This window comes from Streptomyces sp. NPDC051452 (genome assembly GCF_044454765.1).
GTDB lineage: Bacteria > Actinomycetota > Actinomycetes > Streptomycetales > Streptomycetaceae > Streptomyces.
Genome location: NZ_JBITEB010000001.1, coordinates 260,584 through 280,998, shown reverse-complemented (window position 1 = coordinate 280,998; position 20,415 = coordinate 260,584). Strand labels below are relative to the sequence as shown.

Sequence of the window (20,415 nt, the reverse complement as noted above, 5' to 3'; positions counted from 1 at the left end):
AGCCGGGCGGGTCGCCTGAGCCTCAGCCGGGCGAGTCGCCTGAGCCTCAGCCGGGCGGATCGGTGCGGGTCACCCGGGCGACCAGGTCGATCCAGCCGGCCTCCAGCCGCTCCATGGGCAGCCCGCGCTGCCGGGTCAGATGGTGGACGAGGGCCGGGTCCAGGGAGGCCATCAGCGTGTGGGAGAGCAGCTCGCAGTCGGCCTCCGGCACGATCTGCCGCAGCAGCATCGTGACCTGTGTGCGCAGCGCCCCGGCGGCGGGGTGGGAGAAGCGACGGTTCGGCTCCGGCTGGGCGGCCAGCTGCAGATCGAGCTGTTCCGCCGAGCGGTACAGCACCGCGACGCCGAACGCCCGCAGCCGCTGCAGCGGCGGCGCCCCGGGCCCGAGCGGCGGGGGGCCGCAGAGGAAGTCGGTCTGCAGTCGGCGTGCCGAATGGTCGAGCAGGGCCATGAGCAGGCCCGTGCGGTCACCGAAGCGGCGGAAGACCGTCCCCTTGCCGACCTGGGCGGCCGCGGCCACCGCCTCCATCGTCACCCCGGCCACCCCGTGCTCCGCGATCAGTCTCGCGGCCGCCTCCAGCAGGCGGGCCCGGTTGCGGGCGGCGTCGGCGCGCAGGCACGGTTCGTCACCGGCCGCCCCGACCTCCAGCAACTGTGGGGTCTCGAGGGGCTCCTGAGGCTGGGGGAAAGGCGGCAGGGCGCTGGACATGAAGCCAGCGTAAAGCATCGGGAAGAAAACTGGACCCCGGTCCGTTTAGGGTGATAGAAAGCAAACGGACCCCGGTCCGGATCAAGACGCGATGTTTCAGCCTGTTTCAGCCTCCTGGAGTTCTCATGTCCGTTCGTATCCTCGCGCTCGTCGGCAGCCTCCGCGCCGGCTCGCACAACCGCCAGCTCGCCGAGGCGGCCGTGAAGCTCGCGCCCGAGGGTGCCGAGGTCGAGCTGTTCGAGGGCCTGGCCGACGTCCCGTTCTACAACGAGGACATCGACGTCGAGGGCGCCGTCCCGGCCGCCGCCGCGAAGCTGCGTGCCGCCGCGCAGGCCGCCGACGCCTTCCTCTTCTTCTCCCCCGAGTACAACGGCACCATCCCCGCGGTCCTGAAGAACGCCATCGACTGGCTGTCCCGCCCGTACGGCGCCGGCGCCTTCGGCGGCAAGCCCGCCGCCGTGGTCGGCACCGCCTTCGGCCAGTACGGCGGCGTGTGGGCCCAGGACGACACCCGTAAGGCCGTGGGCATCGCCGGCGGCAAGGTGGTCGAGGACATCAAGCTGTCCATCCCCGCCTCCCTGACCCGGTTCGCCGAGACCCACCCGGCCGACGACGCCGAGGTCGCCGCCCAGCTGACCGAGGTCGTGGCGCGTCTGCACGGCAATGTGACCGAGGCCGTCGCCGCCTGAGTCACAGCTCTTCTGCCCGCACGGGGCCGGAGCCGTTCGCGGCTGCGGCCCCGTCGGCGTCACCAGGGGCGCCCCGGTGCGTCATCGGAGGTACCGCAATGAAGGTGCGGTGAGGAATCCTCGCGAGTCACCGCCGCGGTCGGCCCGTGACGGGGTAGGCGACTGCCGAGCGCGTCGCGCCGCTCCGGCGGTTCGGTGCGAGCAGCCTCCGCCTCAGCCTCCGAGTCCTCCGAGGAGAATTCATGCCCTTGGTCCCGCCGCCGTTCGATCCGGAGCTGGCCGCCGCGCTGGAGCTGGTCAAGGACGTGACCCCGCCCGGCTTCACCCTGGACGACCTGGACACCGCCCGGGAGGCCTCCGGCCCGGAACTGCTCGGGCTGCTGGACGTCACCCTGGACGGCGCCTTCGAGACGGAGGACCGCGCGGTGCCCGGGCCCGAGGGCGCACCCGACATCTCCCTGCTGTTGTGCCGCCCCGCCTCCGCCGCTCCCCCGCCGCCGCTCCCGGTGATCTACTACGTACACGGCGGCGGCATGGTCACCGGGACCAACCGGGCCGGGGTGACCGAACCCCTCGGCTGGGCGCGCGAGCTGGGAGCGGTCGTGGTCTCGGTGGAGTACCGGCTCGCGCCCGAACACCCCTACCCCGCGCCCATCGAGGACGTGTACGCCGGTCTGCTGTGGACCGCCGGGCACGCGAAGGAGATCGGCGGCGACCCGGACCGGATCGTCGTGGCGGGTGCCAGCTCCGGCGGCGGCCTCGCCGCGTCGCTCGCCCACCTCACCCGGGACCGGCAGGGCCCGCGGCCGCTCGGTCAGCTGCTGATGTACCCGATGCTGGACGACCGCAACGACAGCTTCTCCGGCCACCAGATGGCGGGGCTCGGCGCGTGGGACCGTACCGCCAACGAGACGGGCTGGACTGCGCTGCTCGGCGACCGGCGCGGCGGCCCCGACGTGCCCCCGTACGCGGCCGCGGCGCGCGCCACCGACCTGACCGGTCTGCCCCCGGCCTTCCTCGACGTCGGCTCCGCCGAGACCTTCCGGGACGAGGTGGTCGCCTACGCCTCCCGCCTCTGGCAAGCCGGTGGCGCGGCGGAACTCCACGTCTGGCCTGGCGGTTTCCACGGTTTCGACGCGCTGGTCCCCGAGGCGGCCCTGTCCCGGGCGGCCCGCGCGGCCCGCGTGGCGTGGCTGCGGCGACTACTGACGGCGGACCACGCGCCCGACGAAGCGTGACCGCGCTCAGACGGGGACGGGGGCGGGGCGACACCGTGCGTAAACCGTAGGCGTGCCGCCGACATGACGTTACCGTTCGGTAGACATCCTGCCCGGAGCCTCCCGGAGGTGCCCCACCCCATGACGCCCGACCGTGCCGCAGGCCTCGCGGAGAGCCGACGTGCCCTCGCCGACGGGGAGGTGACCTCACGCGCGCTGACCGAGCAGGCCCTCGCCCGGATCGAGGCCACGCAGCCGACGCTGAACACCTTCCGCCTCCTGCGGGCCGAGGCGGCGCTCGCCGAAGCGGACGCCGCCGACCGGGAGTTGGCCGCCGGAGGGCGCCGCCCGCTGCTCGGGGTGCCGGTGGCGGTCAAGGACGACATGGACGTGGCGGGCGAGCCGACCGCCTTCGGCTGCCAGGGCGTCTTCCCGCCGGCGGCGGCGGACGGGGAGGCGGTACGGCGTCTGCGCGCGGCCGGCGCCGTGATCGTCGGCAAGACGAACACCTGCGAGCTGGGACAGTGGCCGTTCACCGAGGGCCCGGCGTTCGGCGAGACCCGCAACCCGTGGCACACCGAGCACACCCCCGGCGGCTCCTCCGGCGGCTCGGCGGCCGCCGTGGCCGCCGGACTGGTCCCGGCCGCGCTCGGCTCCGACGGCGCCGGCTCGGTGCGCATCCCGGCCTCCTGGACCCATCTGATCGGCATCAAGCCACAGCGCGGCCGCATCTCGACCTGGCCCCGGGGCGAGTCCTTCCACGGCATCACAGTCAACGGCACCCTCGCCCGCACGGTCGCCGACGCGGCCCTGCTGCTGGACGCGGCGAGCGGCAACCACGACCGCGACCCGCACCGGCCGGCCGCCCTGACGGTGGCCGACGCGGTCGGCCGCGACCCGGGCCGGCTGCGCGTCGCCCTGTCGCTGAAGCCGCCGTTCACCGCCGTACCCGCCCGGCTGCGGCCCGAGGTACGCGCGCGTGTCGTCGAACTCGCCGAGACGATGGCCGCGTTGGGCCACCACGTCGAGGAGGCAGACCCGCCCTACGGCCAGATCGGGCTGACGTTCCTGCCGCGCGCCACCGCCGGGATCGCCGAGCGGGTCCGGGAGGCGCCCGACCCCAGGCTGCTCGACCCGCGCACCCGGGGCGCCGCCCGGCTGGGCCGGCTGCTCGGGGGGCCGCCGCTCAGGGCGGCACGCCGCGCGGAGGCGGTGCTGCACCGGCGGATCGGCACGTTCTTCCGGTCGTACGACGTGATCCTCGCCCCGACCACGGCCGCTCCCCCGCCCCGCATCGGCGCCCTGAAGGGGCTGAGCGGGTTTGCCACGGACCGCGCGATGATCGCCGCGTGTCCCTACGCCTGGCCCTGGAACGTGCTGGGCTGGCCGGGCGTCAACGTCCCCGCCGGGTTCGTGGACGGCGGCCTGCCGGTGGGCGCCCAGTTGCTCGGCCCCGCCGGCAGCGAACTCCTGCTGGTGTCCGTCGCCGCCCAGTTGGAGGCGGAACTGCGGTGGCACGAGCGGTGGCCGCCGCGGCTGACGGAGGCCGGCACACCGGCCACCTGACGGCGTTGCGCCCGTACCCTGTGGCCATGGACGACGCGTCGATGATCGGGCTGATGGGGCGGGTCTCGGGCACGGTCGGACCCGGCCTGGTCGGCGAGGTGATCGTGCGGGTGCGCGGGGGCGCGGAGCACTTCCTCGCCTACCCGGCCGACGGCACGGAGCGCATCCAGCCGGGAACGGTGGTGATGGTGATGGAGTATCAGCCGCCACGAACCGTCTATGTGACGGCGGCCTACGGCACCTGACGGATCACCATGTGAGCACCCTCCGCCCCAGGTGAGGGCGGTATGCGTCAAGATTGCAACAAGGATCCGTCAGCGTCTTCTCGGGGCTGCCCGACAGGCGCACACTCCCTTCGTTCGGTGCCGGAAGGGCACCATGCAAAGGGGGCGTATGCCGATGGTTGTCGGCGTCGTTGCGGGGGCGGTCGTCGTTGCCGTCCTCGTGTTGATCGGTCTGTTCAAGATGATGTGGCGGGTCGCCGAGCCGAACGAGGCGCTCATCATCTCCGGTTCCAAGCACCGCACCGAGGGCATCGAGGAGGGCCTGGGATTCCGCATCGTCACCGGACGCGGCACCCTGGTGCTGCCCGGGGTACAGGCGGTGCGCAAGCTCTCGCTCGATCTGAACGAGACCGAGCTGCACGTGGACTGCGTCACCCACCAGGGCATTCCGCTCAAGGTGCGGGGCGTGGTCATCTTCAAGGTGGGCGACGACTTCGTGTCGATCGCCAACGCGGCCCGTCGTTTCCTGGACCAGCAGAAGCTGATGGCGGAGCGGGTGCACAACGTCTTCGCCGGTCATCTGCGCTCCATCGTGGGCGGGTTGACGGTCGAGGACATGATCCGCGACCGGGAGAAACTGACCGGGCAGACCCGGGCGGCCTGCGGTACGGAGATGGAGAAGCTCGGTCTGATCGTGGACTCGCTGCAGATCCACGAGATCGAGGACCCGACCGGCTACATCCGGAACCTGGCGATGCCGCACGCGGCGGCCGTGCAGCGGGACGCCCGGATCGCGCAGGCGGAGGCGAACCGGCTGGCCACCGAGGCCGAGCAGCAGTCGTTCGCGCGGATGGCGGAGGCCACCCGGGACAGCGAGATCCTGCAGGCCGGCTACCAGGCCGAGCGGGACAAGGCGGCGTCGAAGGCCGAGCAGGCCGGCCCGCTCGCCGCGGCGGCGGCCCGGCAGGAGGTCGTCGTCCAGGAGACGCGGGTGGCCGAGCTGGAGGCGCAGCGGCGTGAGCAGCAGCTCCAGGCGGACGTGCGCAAGCCCGCGGACGCGAAGGCGTACGAGAAGCGGACGCTGGCCGAGGCCGAGCGCGACGCGCGGATCTCCGCGGCCCAGGCCAAGGCGAAGGAGACGGAGCTGGCGGCCGCCGCCGAGGCGACCCGGGTGAAGGCCGCAGCGGCCGCCGAGGCGGAGGCGACCAAGTCCCGCGGCGCGGCGAGTGCCCACGCCACCCGGGCCACCGGTGAGGCCGAGGCCGCCGCCGCGCAGGCGAAGGGCCTGGCGGAGGCCGAGGCGACCAAGGCCCAGGGTCTGGCCGAGGCGGAGGCCATCAAGGCACGCGCCGCCGCACTGGCCGAGAACCAGGAGGCGGTCGTCGCCCAGCAACTCGCCGAGAAGTGGCCGGAGATCGTCCAGGCGGGCGCGTCCGCGTTCGGCAACGTGGACAACATGGTGCTGCTCAACGGCGCCGACGGCATGGGCGAGATGTTCGCCAAGGCGCTCACCATGGGCGGTACGGGCCTGGGCCTGGCCCGCAAGCTGCTCGCCACGATGGGCGAGAACGGGCCCGCGGCGAGCGGTCCCCCACCCTCGCTCAACGGTGTGGCGGCGCCTGCGCCGCAGAAGGTGCCGGTGGAGCGGGAGGACTGAGACAGGGACGGTCTGCCGTGCCGCGACCGGCCGGGACCCCGTAGTGGGGCCCCGGCCGGTCCGCGTCGGCGGGCGCACGGAGCCGGAACGGCCTCCGGGTGCGGTGCGGGCGTGGCGTCCGGGCACAGGGGTCGCAACGTCCGGACGCGGGGTGGCCGCCCCGCTCGGCGACCGGACCACTAGGGTGCCGTCGTGAGCACGTCTACCGATGAGAACGTCCCCGGCCGCCACGGCCGCCACGCCACCTGCGAGGCCGACCCGTGCGAGGTCGGCCCGGTGCGCACCGAGTACTCCCCGGCCCACGACGGCGACCCGGACCCCGGTGAGATCGTGTGGACCTGGGTGCCGTTCGAGGAGAACGACGGCCGGGGCAAGGACCGCCCGGTCCTGGTCGTGGCCCGGGAGGCGGCGGGCACGTTCCTCGCCGTGCAGCTCTCCAGCAAGCGGCACGACGGCGACCGGGAGTGGGTGCCGATCGGCAGCGGGCCGTGGGACCAATCGGGGCGCGACTCCTGGGTGTCCGTGGACCGGGTGCTGCGGCTGCACGAGGAGGGGATGCGCCGCGAGGCGTGCGCCCTGGACCGGATGCGCTTCGACCTGGTCCGCCGACGGCTCCACGAGCGCTACGGCTGGACCTGACGCGGACGCCCCGCCGCGCGCGAGCGCGGGGTCACCCGCCCGGGGCGCCGCTACGCGAACGCCTTGGCGAAGGCTTCCCGCACCGCCGCTCCCGGCGTCCGGTCCAGCACTCCGAACACCACGTGCTCGAAGGACCCGCTGAAGCGGCCGTCGGGCCCCAGCAGCCCGTGGAAGGCGGCCGCGACCTGCGCCGGGTCGTTCCGGAAGACGCCGCAGCCCCAGGCCCCGAGCACCAGGCGCCGGTAGCCGTGCGCCACGGCCGTCTCCAGGACCCGCTCGGCGCGGCGGGCCAGGACACCCGGCAGCGCGGCGGCGCGCTGTGGGACCGTACGGCGCACGACACCCGCGTTGGGCGCCGCCGCGGTCAGGAAGCCCGCGGAGTACGGCTGCGCGAGCAGAGCACCCCGGTCGTCGCGGAAGACCGGGACGGCCGGTGAGTGGATCACCCGATCGGAGTAGAAGGGATCGCGGTCCGCTCGGTGGTGGTCGTAGAAGCCGCGGGCCGACAGGAGGCAGGTGTGCAGCGCGGAGGCTCGGCACAGGGCCTCCTCCTGGGCCTGCGCGCCGTTGAGGTAGCCGCCCCCCGGGTTCCGGGCCGAGGCGAAGTTCAGGACGGCCACGGGCCGGGCGGCCAGCCGGCGGGCCGCCTCCAGACTGCTCTCCCCGGTCACCTCACAGAGCGCCTCGGCGACCGTCCCCGAGCCGGTCGCCGCGCGGCCGGCCTGAGGGGCAGTCCCCGAGCCGGTCGTCGCGCGGCCGGCCTGGGGAGCCGTCCGCGAGCCAGTCGTCGCGCAGAGCGCCTCGGCGGCCGTCCCGGAGCCGGTCGCCGGCGGGACCGGCAGCGGTTCGGGACCGAACATCCGCGTGCCGGCTCGAGCCGCCGCGACGGCCGCCGCGAGGGACACCTCGGTGCCGTCCGGTGCCCGGTAGCCGCCGGCCGCCACGATCCGTTCCGTCTCCGCGGCGAGGGCGCGCAGGCGCGCGCTCACGGCGCCACCCCCGTGGACGCCGTGCCCGCGGCCTGCGCGTTCTCCCCCGTAGTGCTCACTCGTGCATCCTGGGTGATGCTGGTGATGCGGTGCAACGGAGTTTTCCGCCCGTGCGACGGGCAGGAGAACTCCCACGGAAAGGGAGACGACCGACCCGGAAACGGAGATGACCGACCCGGAACATCCGCAGGGCACTCTTGTGCGAAAGCGCTCAAGGGTTTTGGGTGGGACGAGTGCCTGCCCGGCCCCCCTGCCGTCACCGGGCCGGTGGCATGGTGGAATCTCAGGAGGATCCCGACATGTCCGATTCACTCAGCGATGGTGGCGACTGTCCCGAGCACCCCATCGCCGTCACCGAGCCCGAGGTGGAGGCCCTGGTCAAGGGCATCTGCTTCAAGACCGGTCCGCCCCGTGCCCTGGGTGTGGAGCTGGAATGGCTCCTCCACGAGCTGCGGGACCCGCAGCTCCCCGTGACACCCGAACGTCTCGAGGCGGCCTATGCCGCGCTGCGGGCCGTGTCCCTGGGGTCGGCGCTCACCGTCGAACCCGGCGGTCAGCTGGAGCTGAGCTCGCCGCCCGCCGCCTCCCTGATGGAGTGCGTCGGCACCGTCTCGGCCGACCTGGACACCGTCCGCTCCGTCCTCGCCCGGGACGGTCTCGCTCTGGCCGGCATCGGTCAGGACCCCTGGCACGCACCCCGCAGGTTCCTGCACGAGCCGCGTTACGACGCCATGGAGGCCTGTCTGGACCGCAACGGTCCGGCCGGCCGGCACATGATGTGCGCCTCGGCCTCCGTCCAGGTCTGCGTGGACGCGGGCCACGAGGAGCCCGGCCCGCTCGGGCACCGCCGACGCTGGTGGCTGGCCCACCAGTTGGGCGCCGTCCTGGTGGCCGCGTTCGCCAACTCCCCGCTGGTCGGGCAACAGCCCACGGGCTGGGTGTCCACCCGGCAGCTGACCTGGATGGAGATCGGCGCCGGCCGGGCGGGCGGTCCTCCGCTGGAGGGTGATCCGCGGGCCGTGTGGGCCCGGCACGTGCTGGACTCGCCGGTGATGTGTGTCCGCGGGGACACCGGGGCGTGGGAGGTGCCCGACGGGCTCACCTTCCGGGAGTGGACCCGCTCCCGGTCACCCCGGCCGCCCACCCGCGCGGACCTCGACTATCACCTGACCACCCTGTTCCCGCCGGTGCGCCCGCGCGGTCATCTGGAGCTGCGGATGATCGACGCGCAGCCCGGGGAGGACGGCTGGATCGTGCCGCTCGCGGTGACGGCGGCGCTGTTCGACGATCCGGCGGCCGCGGAGACCGCGTACCGGGTGGTGAAGCCGCTCGCCGAGCGGACGCTGAACCTGCCCGCCCCCCACAACCCGCTGTGGGCCGACGCGGCCCGGCTCGGGCTCGCCGATCCGGAGTTGCGCGAAGCGGCCGTGGCCTGTTTCACGGTGGCGCTGGAGGCCCTGCCCCGCCTCGGCGCGTCCGAACAGGTCACGCGGGCCGTGGCGGACCACCTGGACCGGTACGTGGCCCGGGGCCGCTGCCCGGCCGACGACCTGCTGGACCGGTCGCGGAAGACGGACCGTCACCGGTTGTGGGCCGGCTCCGTCGGGGGCACGCCCACCGCCCACGGGAGGAAGGACCTCAGCACATGAGCGCGCCCGAGACCGACACCACCGACGCCGGGACCACCACCCCCGGCGTCGCGGTCGGCACCACCACCGCCGGGACCGGCGTCCCGGCCGCCGAGGCGGACGCCGACACCCTGCGCGAGCGGGCGCTGGCCTCGCTGACCACCGCCCGAGCCCGCACCACACTGCTGACCGACTCCGTCGACGAACCGGACCTCGTCGCCCAGCACTCCCCGCTGATGTCCCCGCTGGTGTGGGACCTCGCGCACATCGGCAACCAGGAGGAGCTGTGGCTGCTGCGGGCGGTCGGCGGCCGGGAGGCGATGCGGCCGGAGATCGACACCCTGTACGACGCCTTCGAGCATCCCCGGTCGGAGCGGCCCTCGCTGCCGCTGCTGCCGCCCGCCGAGGCCCGCCGGTACGCGGCCGAGGTTCGCGGCCGGGTCATGGACCTGCTGGAGGGGGCGGACTTCCACGGCACCCGGCTGACCGAGGCCGGCTTCGTCTTCGGGATGATCGCCCAGCACGAACAGCAGCACGACGAAACGATGCTGATCACCCATCAGCTGCGCAAGGGACCGGCTGTCCTGGCCGCCCCGGACCCGGAACCGGCGCCGCCGTTCACCGGTCCCGCCGAAGTCCTCGTCCCGGGCGGCCCGTTCCTGATGGGCACCAGCGGCGAGCCCTGGGCGCTGGACAACGAACGCCCGGCCCATGCCCGGGAGGTGGCCCCTTTCTGGATCGACACGACCCCGGTGACGAACGGGGCCTACCAGGCGTTCATCGAGGACGGCGGCTACGACACCGAGCGCTGGTGGTCCCCGCGCGGCTGGGCACACGTCCGGCAGCACTCCCTGACGGCCCCCCTGTACTGGCGCCGGGACGGCGGCCAGTGGCTCAGGCGCCGGTTCGGGACGACCGAAGCGGTCCCGGCCGAGGAGCCGGTGCTGCACGTGTGCTGGTACGAGGCCGATGCCTATGCCCGCTGGGCGGGGCGCCGGCTGCCCACCGAGGCCGAGTGGGAGAAGGCGGCCCGCTTCGATCCGGCCACCGGCCGCTCGCGCCGCTATCCGTGGGGCGACGCCGACCCGGGGCCCGAGCACGCCAACCTGGGCCAGCGGCATCTGCGGCCCGCGCCCGCCGGGAGCTATCCCGCGGGCGCGTCCCCGCTCGGGGTGCGGCAGCTCATCGGTGACGTGTGGGAGTGGACGTCGAGCGACTTCCTGCCGTACCCGGGGTTCCGGGCGTATCCGTACGAGGAGTACTCGCAGGTGTTCTTCGGCCCCGACCACAAGGTGCTGCGCGGCGGCTCGTTCGCCGTGGACCCGGTGGCCTGCCGGGGCACCTTCCGCAACTGGGACTACCCGATCCGCCAGCAGATCTTCTCCGGTTTCCGCACCGCCCGTTCGGAGGCCGTCTGATGTGCCGGCACCTGGCCTACCTGGGGCCCGAACAGCCGCTCGGCCGACTCCTCGTGGAGCCTGCGCACAGCCTGTTCCGGCAGTCGTGGGCGCCGCGCAGGCAGCGGTACGGGACGGTCAACGCCGACGGGTTCGGGGTGGGCTGGTACGCCCCCGGGGACCCGGCCCCGGCGCGCTACCGGCGGGCCGGGCCCATCTGGGCGGACCTGTCCTTCACCGACCTGGCCCGGGTGGTGCGCTCCGGTGCCGTGCTCGCGGCCGTCCGGGACGCCACGCTCGCGGGCGCGGACGCCGAGGCCGCGGCGGCTCCGTTCGCGTCCGGGCGGTGGCTGTTCAGCCACAACGGCGCGGTCGCGGGCTGGCCGGACGCGGCGGCGCCCCTGGTGTCCGCGCTGCCCCCGGTCGACCTGCTGTCGCTGCAGGCCCGTAACGACTCGGCGTTCGTCTGGGCGCTGGTCCTGCACCGGCTGCGCGCCGGCGACGACCCGGCCCAAGCCCTCGGTGAAACGGTTCGCCGGCTGGCCGGGGCGGCCCCCGCGTCCCGCCTCAACCTGCTGCTGACCGACGGCGACACGATCGCGGCCACCGCCTGGGGCGACACCCTCTGGTACCGCGCGGAGTCCGGCCGCGGCACGGTCGTCGCCTCCGAGCCCTACGACGACGACCCGCTCTGGCGGGAGGTCCCCGACCGCACCGTGCTCACCGCGAGCCGCGCCGGTGTGCTGCTCGCCCCGCTCAAGGATCCGGCGGCCTCCCCCGCTCTCGGCTCTGCTCGAGCGGCGGCGTCCCCCTCATCGAAGGAGCCCTGTACGTGAGTCCCCTGCGCGTCACCCGCACCCTCCCCGAGGACGCCACGGACGCGGCGCTGCGCGCCGACGTCCTGCGCGGCCTGACCGGCACGCCCAAGTGGCTGCCGCCGAAGTGGTTCTACGACGCCCGTGGCAGCGAGTTGTTCGAGCAGATCACCGAACTGCCCGAGTACTACCCCACCCGCGCCGAACGGGAGATCCTGGCCGAACGGTCCGGTGAGATCGCCGACGCGAGCGGCGCCCGTACGCTGGTCGAACTGGGCTCGGGTTCCTCGGAGAAGACCCGCTACCTCATCGACGCGCTCCCGCTGTCGGCCTACGTCCCGGTCGACGTCAGCGAGAGCGCCCTCACCCAGGCCGGGCAGGCGCTCATCGCCGAACGCCCGGAACTCGACGTGCACGCGCTGATCGCGGACTTCACCGCTCCACTGACGCTGCCGGCCACACCCGGCCCCCGGCTGGTGGCCTTCCTGGGCGGCACGATCGGCAATCTGCTGCCCGAGGAGCGTGCCGCCTTCCTGACCTCCGTGCGGTCCCTGCTCGCCCCGGGCGACGGGCTGCTGCTCGGCACGGACCTGGTCAAGGACGAGCGGGTGCTGGTCCGGGCGTACGACGACGCGGCCGGGGTGACGGCCGCGTTCAACAAGAACGTGCTGGCCGTCGTCGACCGGGAGCTGGGAGCCGACTTCGATCCGGACGCCTTCGACCATGTGGCGCTGTGGGACGCCGAGCGCGAGTGGATCGAGATGCGGCTGCGCTCGCGGACCGCGCAGACGGTGAAGGTGCCCGCGCTGAACCTCGCCGTGGACTTCGCGGCGGGCGAGGACCTGCGCACCGAGGTGTCGGCGAAGTTCCGCCGGGCGGGCGTCACCGCCGAACTGGCCACCGTCGGGCTGGAGCTGACCCACTGGTGGACGGACGCGCAGGGCCGCTTCGCGCTGTCGCTGAGCGTGGCGTGGTGAGAGTCAGCCGACGTCCGGGGTGAGCGCCTCGGTGATCTTCCGGGAGGCCCGGCGTGCCTCGGTCGCCGGGTCCGCCCCGTCGAGCACCCGGGTCATGTACTCCTTGATCGGGTTGTCGGCCTCGACGTCGGCCCACTGAGGGGTGTTGGGGGTCGCCCGGCCGTGGGCCGCGCCCGCGGCCATGGCGGCGACCCCCTCCTCACCGTCGACCGCGCCGGCCAGAGTGGTCTTGTTGGGCACGTAGTTCATCGCTCGGGCCAGCTCGGTGTCCCACTTGGCGCCGGTGAGCGCGCCGACGACGGCGGTCGCGGCGAACTGGTCCCCGGTGTTCTGCGGGACGACGAGGTCGGAGCCCCCGGTGAACACGGTGCCGGGCCGGCCGGCGGTCGGGCCGGGCACCGGGAAGAAGCCGAGCTTGTCCTTCAGGGCCGGGTTCTGCCGCACGATCGCCTGGGCGAGGCCCGGTACGGCGACGATCTGGGCGACCTTGCCGCCGGCGAACACCCCGGCCTGCGGCGGGTGTTCCTCGTCGGCGTCCACGGGACCGTCGCCCAGTGCCTGGAGGCGGCGGTAGAAGTCCATGCCGCGCAGCGCGGCGGGCGAGTCCAGGGTGCCCCGCCATTCGAGGTCCTTCTGCCGGGCGAGGTCGCCGCCCTCGTCCCAGATGAAGCCGGAGAGCGTGTACCAGTCCTGGCCGGCGAGGTAGATGCCCTGGTTTCCGGCGGAGTCGAGCTTTCCGGTGTCGGCGAGCCATTCGTCACGGGTCTTCGGTGCCCGGGTGATGCCGGCCCGCCCGAACAGGTCCTTGCGGTAGATGACGACGCGGTTGGCCGCGTACCAGGGGATGCCGTACTGCTTGTTGCCGTCCTTGCCGGGCTGGGCGAGGCCGGGCAGCCAGGTGTCCTTGCCCCAGTCGCGCATCGACTCCAGGGTGAGGTCGGCGAGCCGGCCGCCGTCCGCGTACAGCGGCACCTGGGTGTTGCCGACCTCGATGACGTCCGGACCGTCGCCCGTGTCCTTCTTGAGCGCGTCGCGCACCTTCGCCACGATGCCGGTCCACTCCTGGATGCGGATGTCGAGGCGCAGGTCCTGGTGGGTGTGTTCGAAGTCCTCGGTGAAGCGCCGCAGGAAGTCCTTGGAGGCGCTGTCCTTCATCAGCCAGACGGTGACGGTCTTGCGCTCGTGGCCGCCGGGGAGCATCCCGCAGGCGCTCAGGAGGGAGCCGGTGACACAGAGGAGGGCGAGCAGGCGACGTCTCACGAGGGGTCCTGTTCTGTCTGGCAGGGGCGGTGCGGACAGGGGTGGGGGCCCGGTCGTGGGGGGACGAGCGCGTGTGCTCGTACGGGTCTGCTGGATTTTGGTATGGACCAATGCGAGGGGTCAAGGGGCCCCGCGAACCGGTGACGCCGTGCGGGCCGGGCGCGGATGCGGCACCGTGGAGTACGCCGTGAGACGAGAGGAGCACCCGCATGTCGAACCACACCTACCGGGTCACCGAGATCGTCGGAACCTCGCACGAGGGTGTCGACCAGGCCATCCGCAACGCCATCGCCCGCGCCGACCAGACACTGCGCAACCTGGACTGGTTCGAGGTGACGCAGGTGCGCGGACAGATCGAGAACGGGCGGATCGAGCACTACCAGGTGGGCGTGAAGGTGGGCTTCCGGATCGAGGACGAGGCCTGACGCCCCTCAGGTACGCCCCTCGCCCTCCTGCGCCTCCTCCAGCGCGGCGGACCGGACGGCCCAGCGGGCCCGTACGACGGTGAACCCGGCACGTTCGGCGTCGTCGCACACCAGCTCGTCGTCGTCCACGAGGACCCTCACCTCCCGCTCCCGGGCGAACCGGCGCAGGATCTCGAGCTTGACGAACCGGGCCGGCCGGCGGTCGGCGTCGCTTCGCATGTGCACCCGCCCCTCGGGCAGCCCGTGGGCCGCGAGCCATTCCACCGTGTCCCGGCGGCACCGCTCCGGGCGGCCGGTGAGGTAGACGACCTCGCAGTCCCGGGCGCTGTCCAGGGCCAGCGCCACCCCCTCGGCGAGCGGCGGGTCCGCGGGCGCGGCGGCGAAGAACGCCTTCCAGTCCCGGGGCCGGCCCTCCAGGAAGTGCTGCCGGTGCGCGGTGTCCGCCAGGGTGTTGTCGAGGTCGAACACGGCGAGTGGGCGCTTGCTGCTGTCCGTCACGCGAACAGACTAGTCATGCGCGGCCCGTCGCAGGCTTCTCCGGCGCCCGCCCGCGCCACCGCGCGGCGGCGGGAATCCCCGGCCCCCCAGGGCGTTGAACCCTGAGTGAGCAGCGCAGTGACAGCCCAGGCCCGGTTCTCCGTCCTCGACCGCTCCCGCACCCGTGCGGGCCGGCCGCCCGCCGAGGCGCTGCGGGACACCGTCGCGCTGGCCCGGGAAGCGGAGGCGTTCGGCTACCACCGTTTCTGGGTGTCCGAGCACCACGGTGTGCCCGGAGTCGCCGGGTCGGCGCCGACCGTGCTCGCGGCCGCGGTCGCCGCGGCCACCCGAACCATCCGGGTCGGCACCGGCGGGGTGATGCTGCCCAACCACCAACCCCTGGTCGTCGCGGAGCAGTTCGCGGTGCTGGAGTCGCTCTTCCCGGGCCGCGTCGACATGGGGCTCGGCCGTTCCGTGGGGTTCACGGACGGCGTGCGCAAGGCCCTCGGCCGGGACAAGGGCGACGCCGAGGACTTCGCCGCCCGACTGGCCGAACTGCTCCAGTGGTTCACGGGCGGCTCGCCGACGGGGGTGCGCGCCCGGCCCGCGGAGGGCATGAGGGTGCCGCCGTTCGTGCTGGCGATGGGCGAGGGCGCGTCGATCGCGGCGCGCGCGGGCCTGCCCATGGTCATCGGTGATCTGCGCGACCGGGAGAAGATGCTGCGCGGTATCGACCGCTACCGCTCGGGGTTCCGCCCCTCCGCCTGGGCCGCCGAGCCGTACGTGGTGATCTCCGGGACGGTCGCGGTCGCCGGCACCGAGGAGGAGGCGCGGCGGCTGCTGGTCCCGGAGGCCTGGTCGGCCGCGTACGCCCGCACCCACGGCACCTTCCCGCCGCTCGCCCCCGCCGAGGAGGTCGCCGCCCGCGCGATGACCGCGCGGGAACGGCAGGCGTACGAGGCCTCGCTCGCCGGTCATCTCGCCGGCACCGGGGAACAGGTCGCCGACCGCCTGGAGACGGTGCTGAAGGAGACCGGCGCCGCGGAGGTCCTGGTCACCACCAGCACCTACGACCGTACGGCGCTGCTGGACTCCTACCGCAGGCTGGCCGCGCTCTTCGCACCGGGCCGCCGACGGGCCCGAGATGCGAAGGCGGCGGCGGCCGGTGACCCTGGGAGGGAAACCCCAAGCGACGAGGAGGGCTGCCATGTCCTTCATGGACAAGATCAAGGGCATGCTCAAGGGCCATGAGGGCATGGCCGACAAGGGCATCGACAAGGGCGGCGACTACGTCGACCAGCGAACCGGCGACAAGTACCGGTCGCAGGTCGACACCGGACAGGACAAGATGAGGGACGAGTTCGGCACCCGCCGGGACCCGGGCAGCCCTCCGCGGCCGTAGCGCACGGGGGCGGATAGAGTTCCCCCGGTGCACAACCCCCACGATCCCTACATCCGCGTACGCGGCGCCCGCGAGCACAACCTCAAGGGCGCCGACGTGGACATCCCCCGGGACGTGCTGGCCGTGTTCACCGGTGTGTCCGGCTCGGGCAAGTCGTCGCTGGCCTTCGGCACCCTCTACGCCGAGGCCCAGCGACGCTACTTCGAGTCGGTCGCGCCGTACGCGCGCAGACTGATCCACCAGATCGGGGCGCCTGCAGTCGGCGAGATCAGCGGCCTGCCGCCCGCGGTCTCGCTCCAGCAGCGCCGCTCGGCCCCCACCTCCCGCTCCTCGGTGGGCACGGTCACCGCACTGTCCAACTCCCTGCGGATGCTGTTCTCCCGGGCCGGGGAGTACCCGCCCGGCGCCAGGCGGCTCGACTCCGACGCGTTCTCGCCCAACACGGCGGCGGGCGCCTGCCCCGCCTGCCACGGTCTGGGCCAAGTGCACGACACGACCGAGGAGTTGCTCGTCCCGGACCCTTCGCTGTCCGTGCGCGAGGGCGCCGTCGCCGCCTGGCCGGGCGCCTGGCAGGGCAAGAACCTGCGGGACATCCTCGAGGCGCTCGGCTACGACGTGGACCGGCCCTGGCGCGAACTGCCCGCCGAGCAGCGCGAGTGGATCCTGTTCACCGACGAGCAACCGGTGGTCACCGTGCACCCGGTCCGGGACGCCGACCGCATCCAGCGGCCCTACCAGGGCACGTACACGAGTGCCCGCCGGTATGTGCTGAAGACCTTCTCGGACACCAAGTCGGCGACGCTGCGGACGAAGGCGGAACGTTTCCTGGCCAGTCGGCCCTGTCCGGTGTGCGGGGGCAGCCGGCTGCGGCCCGAGGCGCTGGCCGTGACCTTCGACGGCCGCACCATCGCGGAGCTGGCCGCGCTGCCGCTGGCCGACCTCGCCGCGCTGCCGCCCGGGCCCACGCCTACGGGCCGGGTCCTCACGGAGGACCTCAGGGCGCGGATCACGCCGGTGGTCGAACTGGGCCTCGGATATCTCAGCCTGGACCGGGCCACCCCCACTCTCTCGGCGGGCGAGCTGCAACGGCTGCGGCTGGCCACCCAGTTGCGCTCCGGGCTGTTCGGCGTGGTGTACGTGCTGGACGAGCCGTCCGCCGGACTGCACCCGGCGGACACCGAGGCGCTGCTGACGGTGCTGGACCGGCTGAAGGCGGCGGGCAACTCGGTGTTCGTGGTCGAGCACCACCTGGAGGTCGTACGGCGTGCCGACTGGCTGGTGGACGTGGGTCCCGGCGCCGGCGAGCACGGCGGGCGCGTGCTGTACAGCGGGCCGCCGGCGGAGCTGGCGTCGGTGGAGGAGTCGGCGACCGCCGCGTTCCTCTTCGACGAGGCACCGGGACCGGCACGGGACGTCCGCGAGCCGCGCGGCTGGCTGACGGTCGGCCCGGTGACCCGGCACAACCTGCGCGGGGTGACGGCCGAGTTCCCGCTCGGCGTGTTCACCGCCGTCACGGGTGTCTCCGGCTCGGGCAAGTCCACGCTCATCGGGGAGTTGGCACAGGACCTCGCGGGCGTGGACCGGCTGGTCCGGGTGGACCAGAAGCCGATCGGGCGCACCCCGCGCTCCAACCTGGCCACCTACACGGGCCTGTTCGACGTGGTGCGCAAGGTGTTCGCCGGCACCGAGGAGGCGGCGGCCCGCGGGTACGGCGCGGGACGCTTCTCCTTCAACGTGTCCGGCGGGCGCTGCGAGACCTGCCAGGGCGAGGGGTTCGTCAGCGTCGAGCTGCTGTTCCTGCCCAGCACGTACGCGCCCTGCCCGGACTGCGGCGGCGCCCGCTACAACCCCGAGACGCTGCGGGTGACCTACCGGGGACGGACCATCGCCGAGGTGCTCGACCTGACGGTGGAGGCCGCGGCGGAGTTCTTCGCGGACGTCCCGGCCGCGGCACGCAGCCTGGGCGCGCTGCTCGACGTGGGCCTCGGCTATCTGCGGCTCGGCCAGCCGGCGACCGAACTGTCCGGCGGCGAGGCCCAGCGGATCAAGCTGGCGAGCGAGCTGCAGCGCGGGCGCCGCGGCCACACCCTCTATCTGCTGGACGAGCCGACGAGCGGACTGCACCCGGCCGACGTGGAGGTGCTGATGGACCGGCTGGACGGACTGGTGGACGCCGGGCACACCGTCGTGGTGGTGGAGCACGACATGACCGTGGTCGCGGGCGCCGACTGGGTGATCGACCTGGGGCCGGGCGGCGGTGACCGGGGCGGCCGGATCGTGGCGGCCGGGCCCCCGCGGCGGGTGGCCCGGTCGGCGGACAGCGCGACGGCGCCCTATCTGGCGCGGGTCATGTCCTGAGCCCGGTGGGCGTGGTCGTGACCGGGGTGGCGCGACCGGGTGTGGCCAGTGTGGGTGCGGGGGAACGGCGTGGGTGACGTCCGGCCCGCGACGAGGGCGGCGTGGGTCCAGGCGGGCTCGGGCGTGAGCGGCTGGGCGGCGCGGGCCAGGGCGCGCCGGTCCGGGTGGACGCCCGGCGGTATCACCGGCCGTACCTCCACCTCGGCGATCAGGTCCCTGGCGCGGGCCACCCGCCACAGCGAGGCGAGGAGGGTGTCCTCGCCGACGAAGGCCGCCGCGGTGCCGGGCCCACCGCCCCGCCGCCGGTAGCGCAGCCTGACCGGCTGCACGGGCACCCCCGCGTCCAGCGCGGCCTGGAAGACGGCCCGGCGGAACTGTCCGTGGGCCCGCCCGCACCAGGTGCTGCCCTCCGGGAAGGCGGCCACGGCCGTGCCCTCGCGCAGGACGCCGGCGATCCGGGCGACCGTGCCCGGCAGGGCGCGCAGCCGGTCCCGCTCGATGAACAGGGTGCCGCCGCGCGCGGCCAGCGCGCCCGCCACCGGCCACCGTCCGATCTCGGACTTGGCGAGCATCCGGGCGGGACGTACGGCGGTCAGCAGCGGGATGTCCAGCCAGGAGACGTGGTTGGCGACCAGCAGCACCCCGCCGGCCGGGGCGGCTCCCCCGGTGAGGCGGACCCGGACCCCGGCGGCCCGCACGATCGCCCGGCACCAGCGCCCCACCCAGTCGGCCGGGATCCCGCCCCGCTTCCGGCGGCACGCCCGGCCCAGCGGGGACAGCGCGATCCCGGCCAGCACCAGCGATGCGACCGCGGCCAGCCGCAGTACCGCGCGCGGTAGCGCGACGACACCCCCGCCCGGCTCCACGCAGGCGCCCGGGGTGCAGGGCGCGCCGGGCAGCCAGCCGCTCATCAGGCCGGCACGAGGGAGAGGAAGTGCCGCAGATAGCGCGGGTCGACCCGGCGCATCGACAGCAGCACGTACAGGTCGGCGACCCCGAACCCCGGATCGTGCGCGGGCTCGCCGCAGACCCACGCGCCGAGGCGGAGGTAACCGCGCAGCAGGGCGGGGAGCTCGGGGCGGCGGGGCGCTGCTGTCGTGGGTCCGGCCGTGGCGGCGGGGTCCGGGACCCACGGCAGCAGCGGCCGTACCCGGAACTCCTCGGGCGCCAGGTGCCTGGCACGCGCCCGTTCCCAGGCGGCGGTGGCCAGGGCGCCGCCGTCGGCGAGCGGCACCGAGCAGCAGCCGGCCAGCCACTCGTGGCCCCGGTCGGCCATGTAGCGGGCGATGCCGGCCCAGATCAGGCCGATGACGGCGCCGTCCCGGTGGTCGGGGTGCACACAGGAACGGCCGACCTCGACCAGGGACGGCCGGATCGCGGCCAGCGGGCCGAGGTCGAACTCGCCCTCGGCATACAGCCGTCCGGCGACTTCGGCACGCTCGGGAGGCAGCAGACGGTAGGTGCCGACGACCTCGCCGGTGGCGGCCCGGATCAGCAGGTGGTCGCAGTAGGCGTCGAAGGCGTCCGTGTCCAGATCCGGTTCCGGACCGAGGAGCCGGGCGCCCAGCTCCCCGGCGAACACCTGGTGGCGCAGGCGCTGGGCGGCCCGGACGTCGTCCTGGTCACGGGCGAGCGAGAGCAGGTAACCGGAGCCGCCGGGCGGGGCGGCGAGGGCGGGAGGCGAGGCGGGCATGGCGGTCATGGAGGTCTCCTGCGCCGAGCGGAAGCATGAGGAAATCTGCACCTGCTTTCTTCCGCGACAGGCTGGCCTCGGCGTGTCGGGCGCGGGGACCGCACATGTGCGGCTGCTGAATGGCGGGAGCCGGCCCGGCCGGGCCGTATGCCTGGTGGGACCGGGTCGAGCACCACGCCCGGTGGCCCCCCCCCCCCCCCGGGGGGGGCCGGGGGGGGGGGGGGGCCCCCCGGGGGGGCCCCCCGGGGGGGGGCCCCCCCCCCCGTTTTTAGGAGAGTGTGGGCCCACACCGG

20 protein-coding genes are annotated in these 20,415 nt (G+C 74.1%); 14 read left to right on the top strand and 6 right to left on the bottom strand.

Going from position 1 to position 20,415, the window contains the following annotated elements; all coding sequences use genetic code 11:
- Nucleotides 1-46: 46 nt before the first annotated feature.
- A complete protein-coding gene (locus ACIBA9_RS01215) occupies nt 47-727 on the bottom strand; it encodes a helix-turn-helix domain-containing protein (RefSeq protein WP_362151623.1) in 681 nt (226 codons plus the stop codon).
- Nucleotides 728-834: 107 nt separating this feature from the next.
- On the opposite strand from ACIBA9_RS01215, the gene ACIBA9_RS01210 reads away from it, so the two are divergent.
- The 6 genes from ACIBA9_RS01210 (at nt 835) to ACIBA9_RS01185 (ending at nt 6,701) form a co-directional block, all read left to right on the top strand.
- Nucleotides 835-1,398 carry an NAD(P)H-dependent oxidoreductase gene (locus ACIBA9_RS01210; protein ID WP_393899685.1) on the top strand — a complete coding sequence of 188 codons (564 nt, stop codon included), beginning with the start codon at nt 835-837 and terminating at the stop codon, nt 1,396-1,398.
- Between the two features lie 242 nt (nt 1,399-1,640).
- Nucleotides 1,641-2,636 carry an alpha/beta hydrolase gene (locus ACIBA9_RS01205; protein WP_399359279.1) on the top strand — a complete coding sequence of 332 codons (996 nt, stop codon included), beginning with the start codon at nt 1,641-1,643 and terminating at the stop codon, nt 2,634-2,636.
- Nucleotides 2,637-2,756: 120 nt separating this feature from the next.
- The gene (locus ACIBA9_RS01200; protein ID WP_399359278.1) at nt 2,757-4,181 is read left to right on the top strand and encodes an amidase; all 1,425 of its coding nucleotides are present in this window, start codon (nt 2,757-2,759) and stop codon (nt 4,179-4,181) included.
- A gap of 26 nt (nt 4,182-4,207) precedes the next feature.
- Entirely contained in the window at nt 4,208-4,426 is a 219-nt protein-coding gene (locus ACIBA9_RS01195; protein WP_399359277.1) for a hypothetical protein, read from the top strand.
- A 148-nt stretch (nt 4,427-4,574) separates the two neighbouring features.
- Entirely contained in the window at nt 4,575-6,062 is a 1,488-nt protein-coding gene (locus tag ACIBA9_RS01190; RefSeq protein ID WP_399359276.1) for an SPFH domain-containing protein, read from the top strand.
- Between the two features lie 192 nt (nt 6,063-6,254).
- On the top strand, nt 6,255-6,701 hold the full coding sequence (locus tag ACIBA9_RS01185; RefSeq protein WP_399359275.1) for a type II toxin-antitoxin system PemK/MazF family toxin: 447 nt from the start codon (nt 6,255-6,257) through the stop codon (nt 6,699-6,701).
- 50 nt (nt 6,702-6,751) lie between these two features.
- Here the strand turns inward: ACIBA9_RS01185 and ACIBA9_RS01180 are convergent, their stop codons facing one another.
- Nucleotides 6,752-7,690, bottom strand: a complete 939-nt coding sequence (locus tag ACIBA9_RS01180) for a TIGR02452 family protein (protein WP_399359274.1) — start codon at nt 7,688-7,690, stop codon at nt 6,752-6,754.
- Between the two features lie 299 nt (nt 7,691-7,989).
- Here ACIBA9_RS01180 and egtA point away from each other — a divergent pair, with 299 nt between their 5' ends.
- The 4 genes from egtA to egtD are packed head-to-tail and all read left to right on the top strand — an operon-like array spanning nt 7,990 to nt 12,507.
- Nucleotides 7,990-9,339 (top strand): ergothioneine biosynthesis glutamate--cysteine ligase EgtA, encoded by a 1,350-nt coding sequence (gene egtA, locus ACIBA9_RS01175; protein ID WP_399359273.1) that lies wholly within the window; start codon nt 7,990-7,992, stop codon nt 9,337-9,339.
- On the top strand, nt 9,336-10,736 hold the full coding sequence (egtB, locus tag ACIBA9_RS01170) for an ergothioneine biosynthesis protein EgtB (protein WP_399359272.1): 1,401 nt from the start codon (nt 9,336-9,338) through the stop codon (nt 10,734-10,736). Before egtA ends, egtB begins: the two co-directional genes overlap by 4 nt.
- Nucleotides 10,736-11,551 carry an ergothioneine biosynthesis protein EgtC gene (gene egtC / locus ACIBA9_RS01165; protein WP_399359271.1) on the top strand — a complete coding sequence of 272 codons (816 nt, stop codon included), beginning with the start codon at nt 10,736-10,738 and terminating at the stop codon, nt 11,549-11,551. The genes egtB and egtC overlap by 1 nt, the downstream gene beginning before the upstream one ends.
- The gene (egtD, locus tag ACIBA9_RS01160; protein WP_393899693.1) at nt 11,548-12,507 is read left to right on the top strand and encodes an L-histidine N(alpha)-methyltransferase; all 960 of its coding nucleotides are present in this window, start codon (nt 11,548-11,550) and stop codon (nt 12,505-12,507) included. The genes egtC and egtD overlap by 4 nt, the downstream gene beginning before the upstream one ends.
- A gap of 3 nt (nt 12,508-12,510) precedes the next feature.
- On the opposite strand, the gene ACIBA9_RS01155 is transcribed toward egtD, so the two are convergent.
- A complete protein-coding gene (locus ACIBA9_RS01155; protein ID WP_399359270.1) occupies nt 12,511-13,767 on the bottom strand; it encodes an extracellular solute-binding protein in 1,257 nt (418 codons plus the stop codon).
- A 209-nt stretch (nt 13,768-13,976) separates the two neighbouring features.
- Between ACIBA9_RS01155 and ACIBA9_RS01150 the strand changes: the two genes are divergently transcribed.
- On the top strand, nt 13,977-14,192 hold the full coding sequence (locus tag ACIBA9_RS01150) for a dodecin (RefSeq protein ID WP_362151657.1): 216 nt from the start codon (nt 13,977-13,979) through the stop codon (nt 14,190-14,192).
- Between the two features lie 6 nt (nt 14,193-14,198).
- Here the strand turns inward: ACIBA9_RS01150 and ACIBA9_RS01145 are convergent, their stop codons facing one another.
- Nucleotides 14,199-14,690 (bottom strand): hypothetical protein, encoded by a 492-nt coding sequence (locus ACIBA9_RS01145; protein ID WP_399359269.1) that lies wholly within the window; start codon nt 14,688-14,690, stop codon nt 14,199-14,201.
- A gap of 105 nt (nt 14,691-14,795) precedes the next feature.
- On the opposite strand from ACIBA9_RS01145, the gene ACIBA9_RS01140 reads away from it, so the two are divergent.
- Genes ACIBA9_RS01140 through ACIBA9_RS01130 form a run of 3 tightly spaced genes read left to right on the top strand, consistent with a single transcriptional unit; the run spans nt 14,796 to nt 18,429 of the window.
- Nucleotides 14,796-15,920, top strand: coding sequence for an LLM class flavin-dependent oxidoreductase (locus tag ACIBA9_RS01140; protein ID WP_399359268.1), 1,125 nt, complete (start codon nt 14,796-14,798; stop codon nt 15,918-15,920).
- Nucleotides 15,877-16,071 carry an antitoxin gene (locus ACIBA9_RS01135; protein WP_399359267.1) on the top strand — a complete coding sequence of 65 codons (195 nt, stop codon included), beginning with the start codon at nt 15,877-15,879 and terminating at the stop codon, nt 16,069-16,071. Before ACIBA9_RS01140 ends, ACIBA9_RS01135 begins: the two co-directional genes overlap by 44 nt.
- A 27-nt stretch (nt 16,072-16,098) precedes the next feature.
- On the top strand, nt 16,099-18,429 hold the full coding sequence (locus tag ACIBA9_RS01130) for an ATP-binding cassette domain-containing protein (RefSeq protein ID WP_399359266.1): 2,331 nt from the start codon (nt 16,099-16,101) through the stop codon (nt 18,427-18,429).
- On the opposite strand, the gene ACIBA9_RS01125 is transcribed toward ACIBA9_RS01130, so the two are convergent.
- Nucleotides 18,405-19,340: a lysophospholipid acyltransferase family protein gene (locus tag ACIBA9_RS01125; protein ID WP_399359265.1), complete on the bottom strand. Its 936-nt coding sequence runs from the start codon at nt 19,338-19,340 to the stop codon at nt 18,405-18,407. The two genes, ACIBA9_RS01130 and ACIBA9_RS01125, sit on opposite strands and share 25 nt — an antisense overlap.
- A complete protein-coding gene (locus ACIBA9_RS01120) occupies nt 19,340-20,122 on the bottom strand; it encodes a GNAT family N-acetyltransferase (RefSeq protein WP_399359982.1) in 783 nt (260 codons plus the stop codon). The genes ACIBA9_RS01125 and ACIBA9_RS01120 overlap by 1 nt, the downstream gene beginning before the upstream one ends.
- Nucleotides 20,123-20,415: the final 293 nt, after the last annotated feature.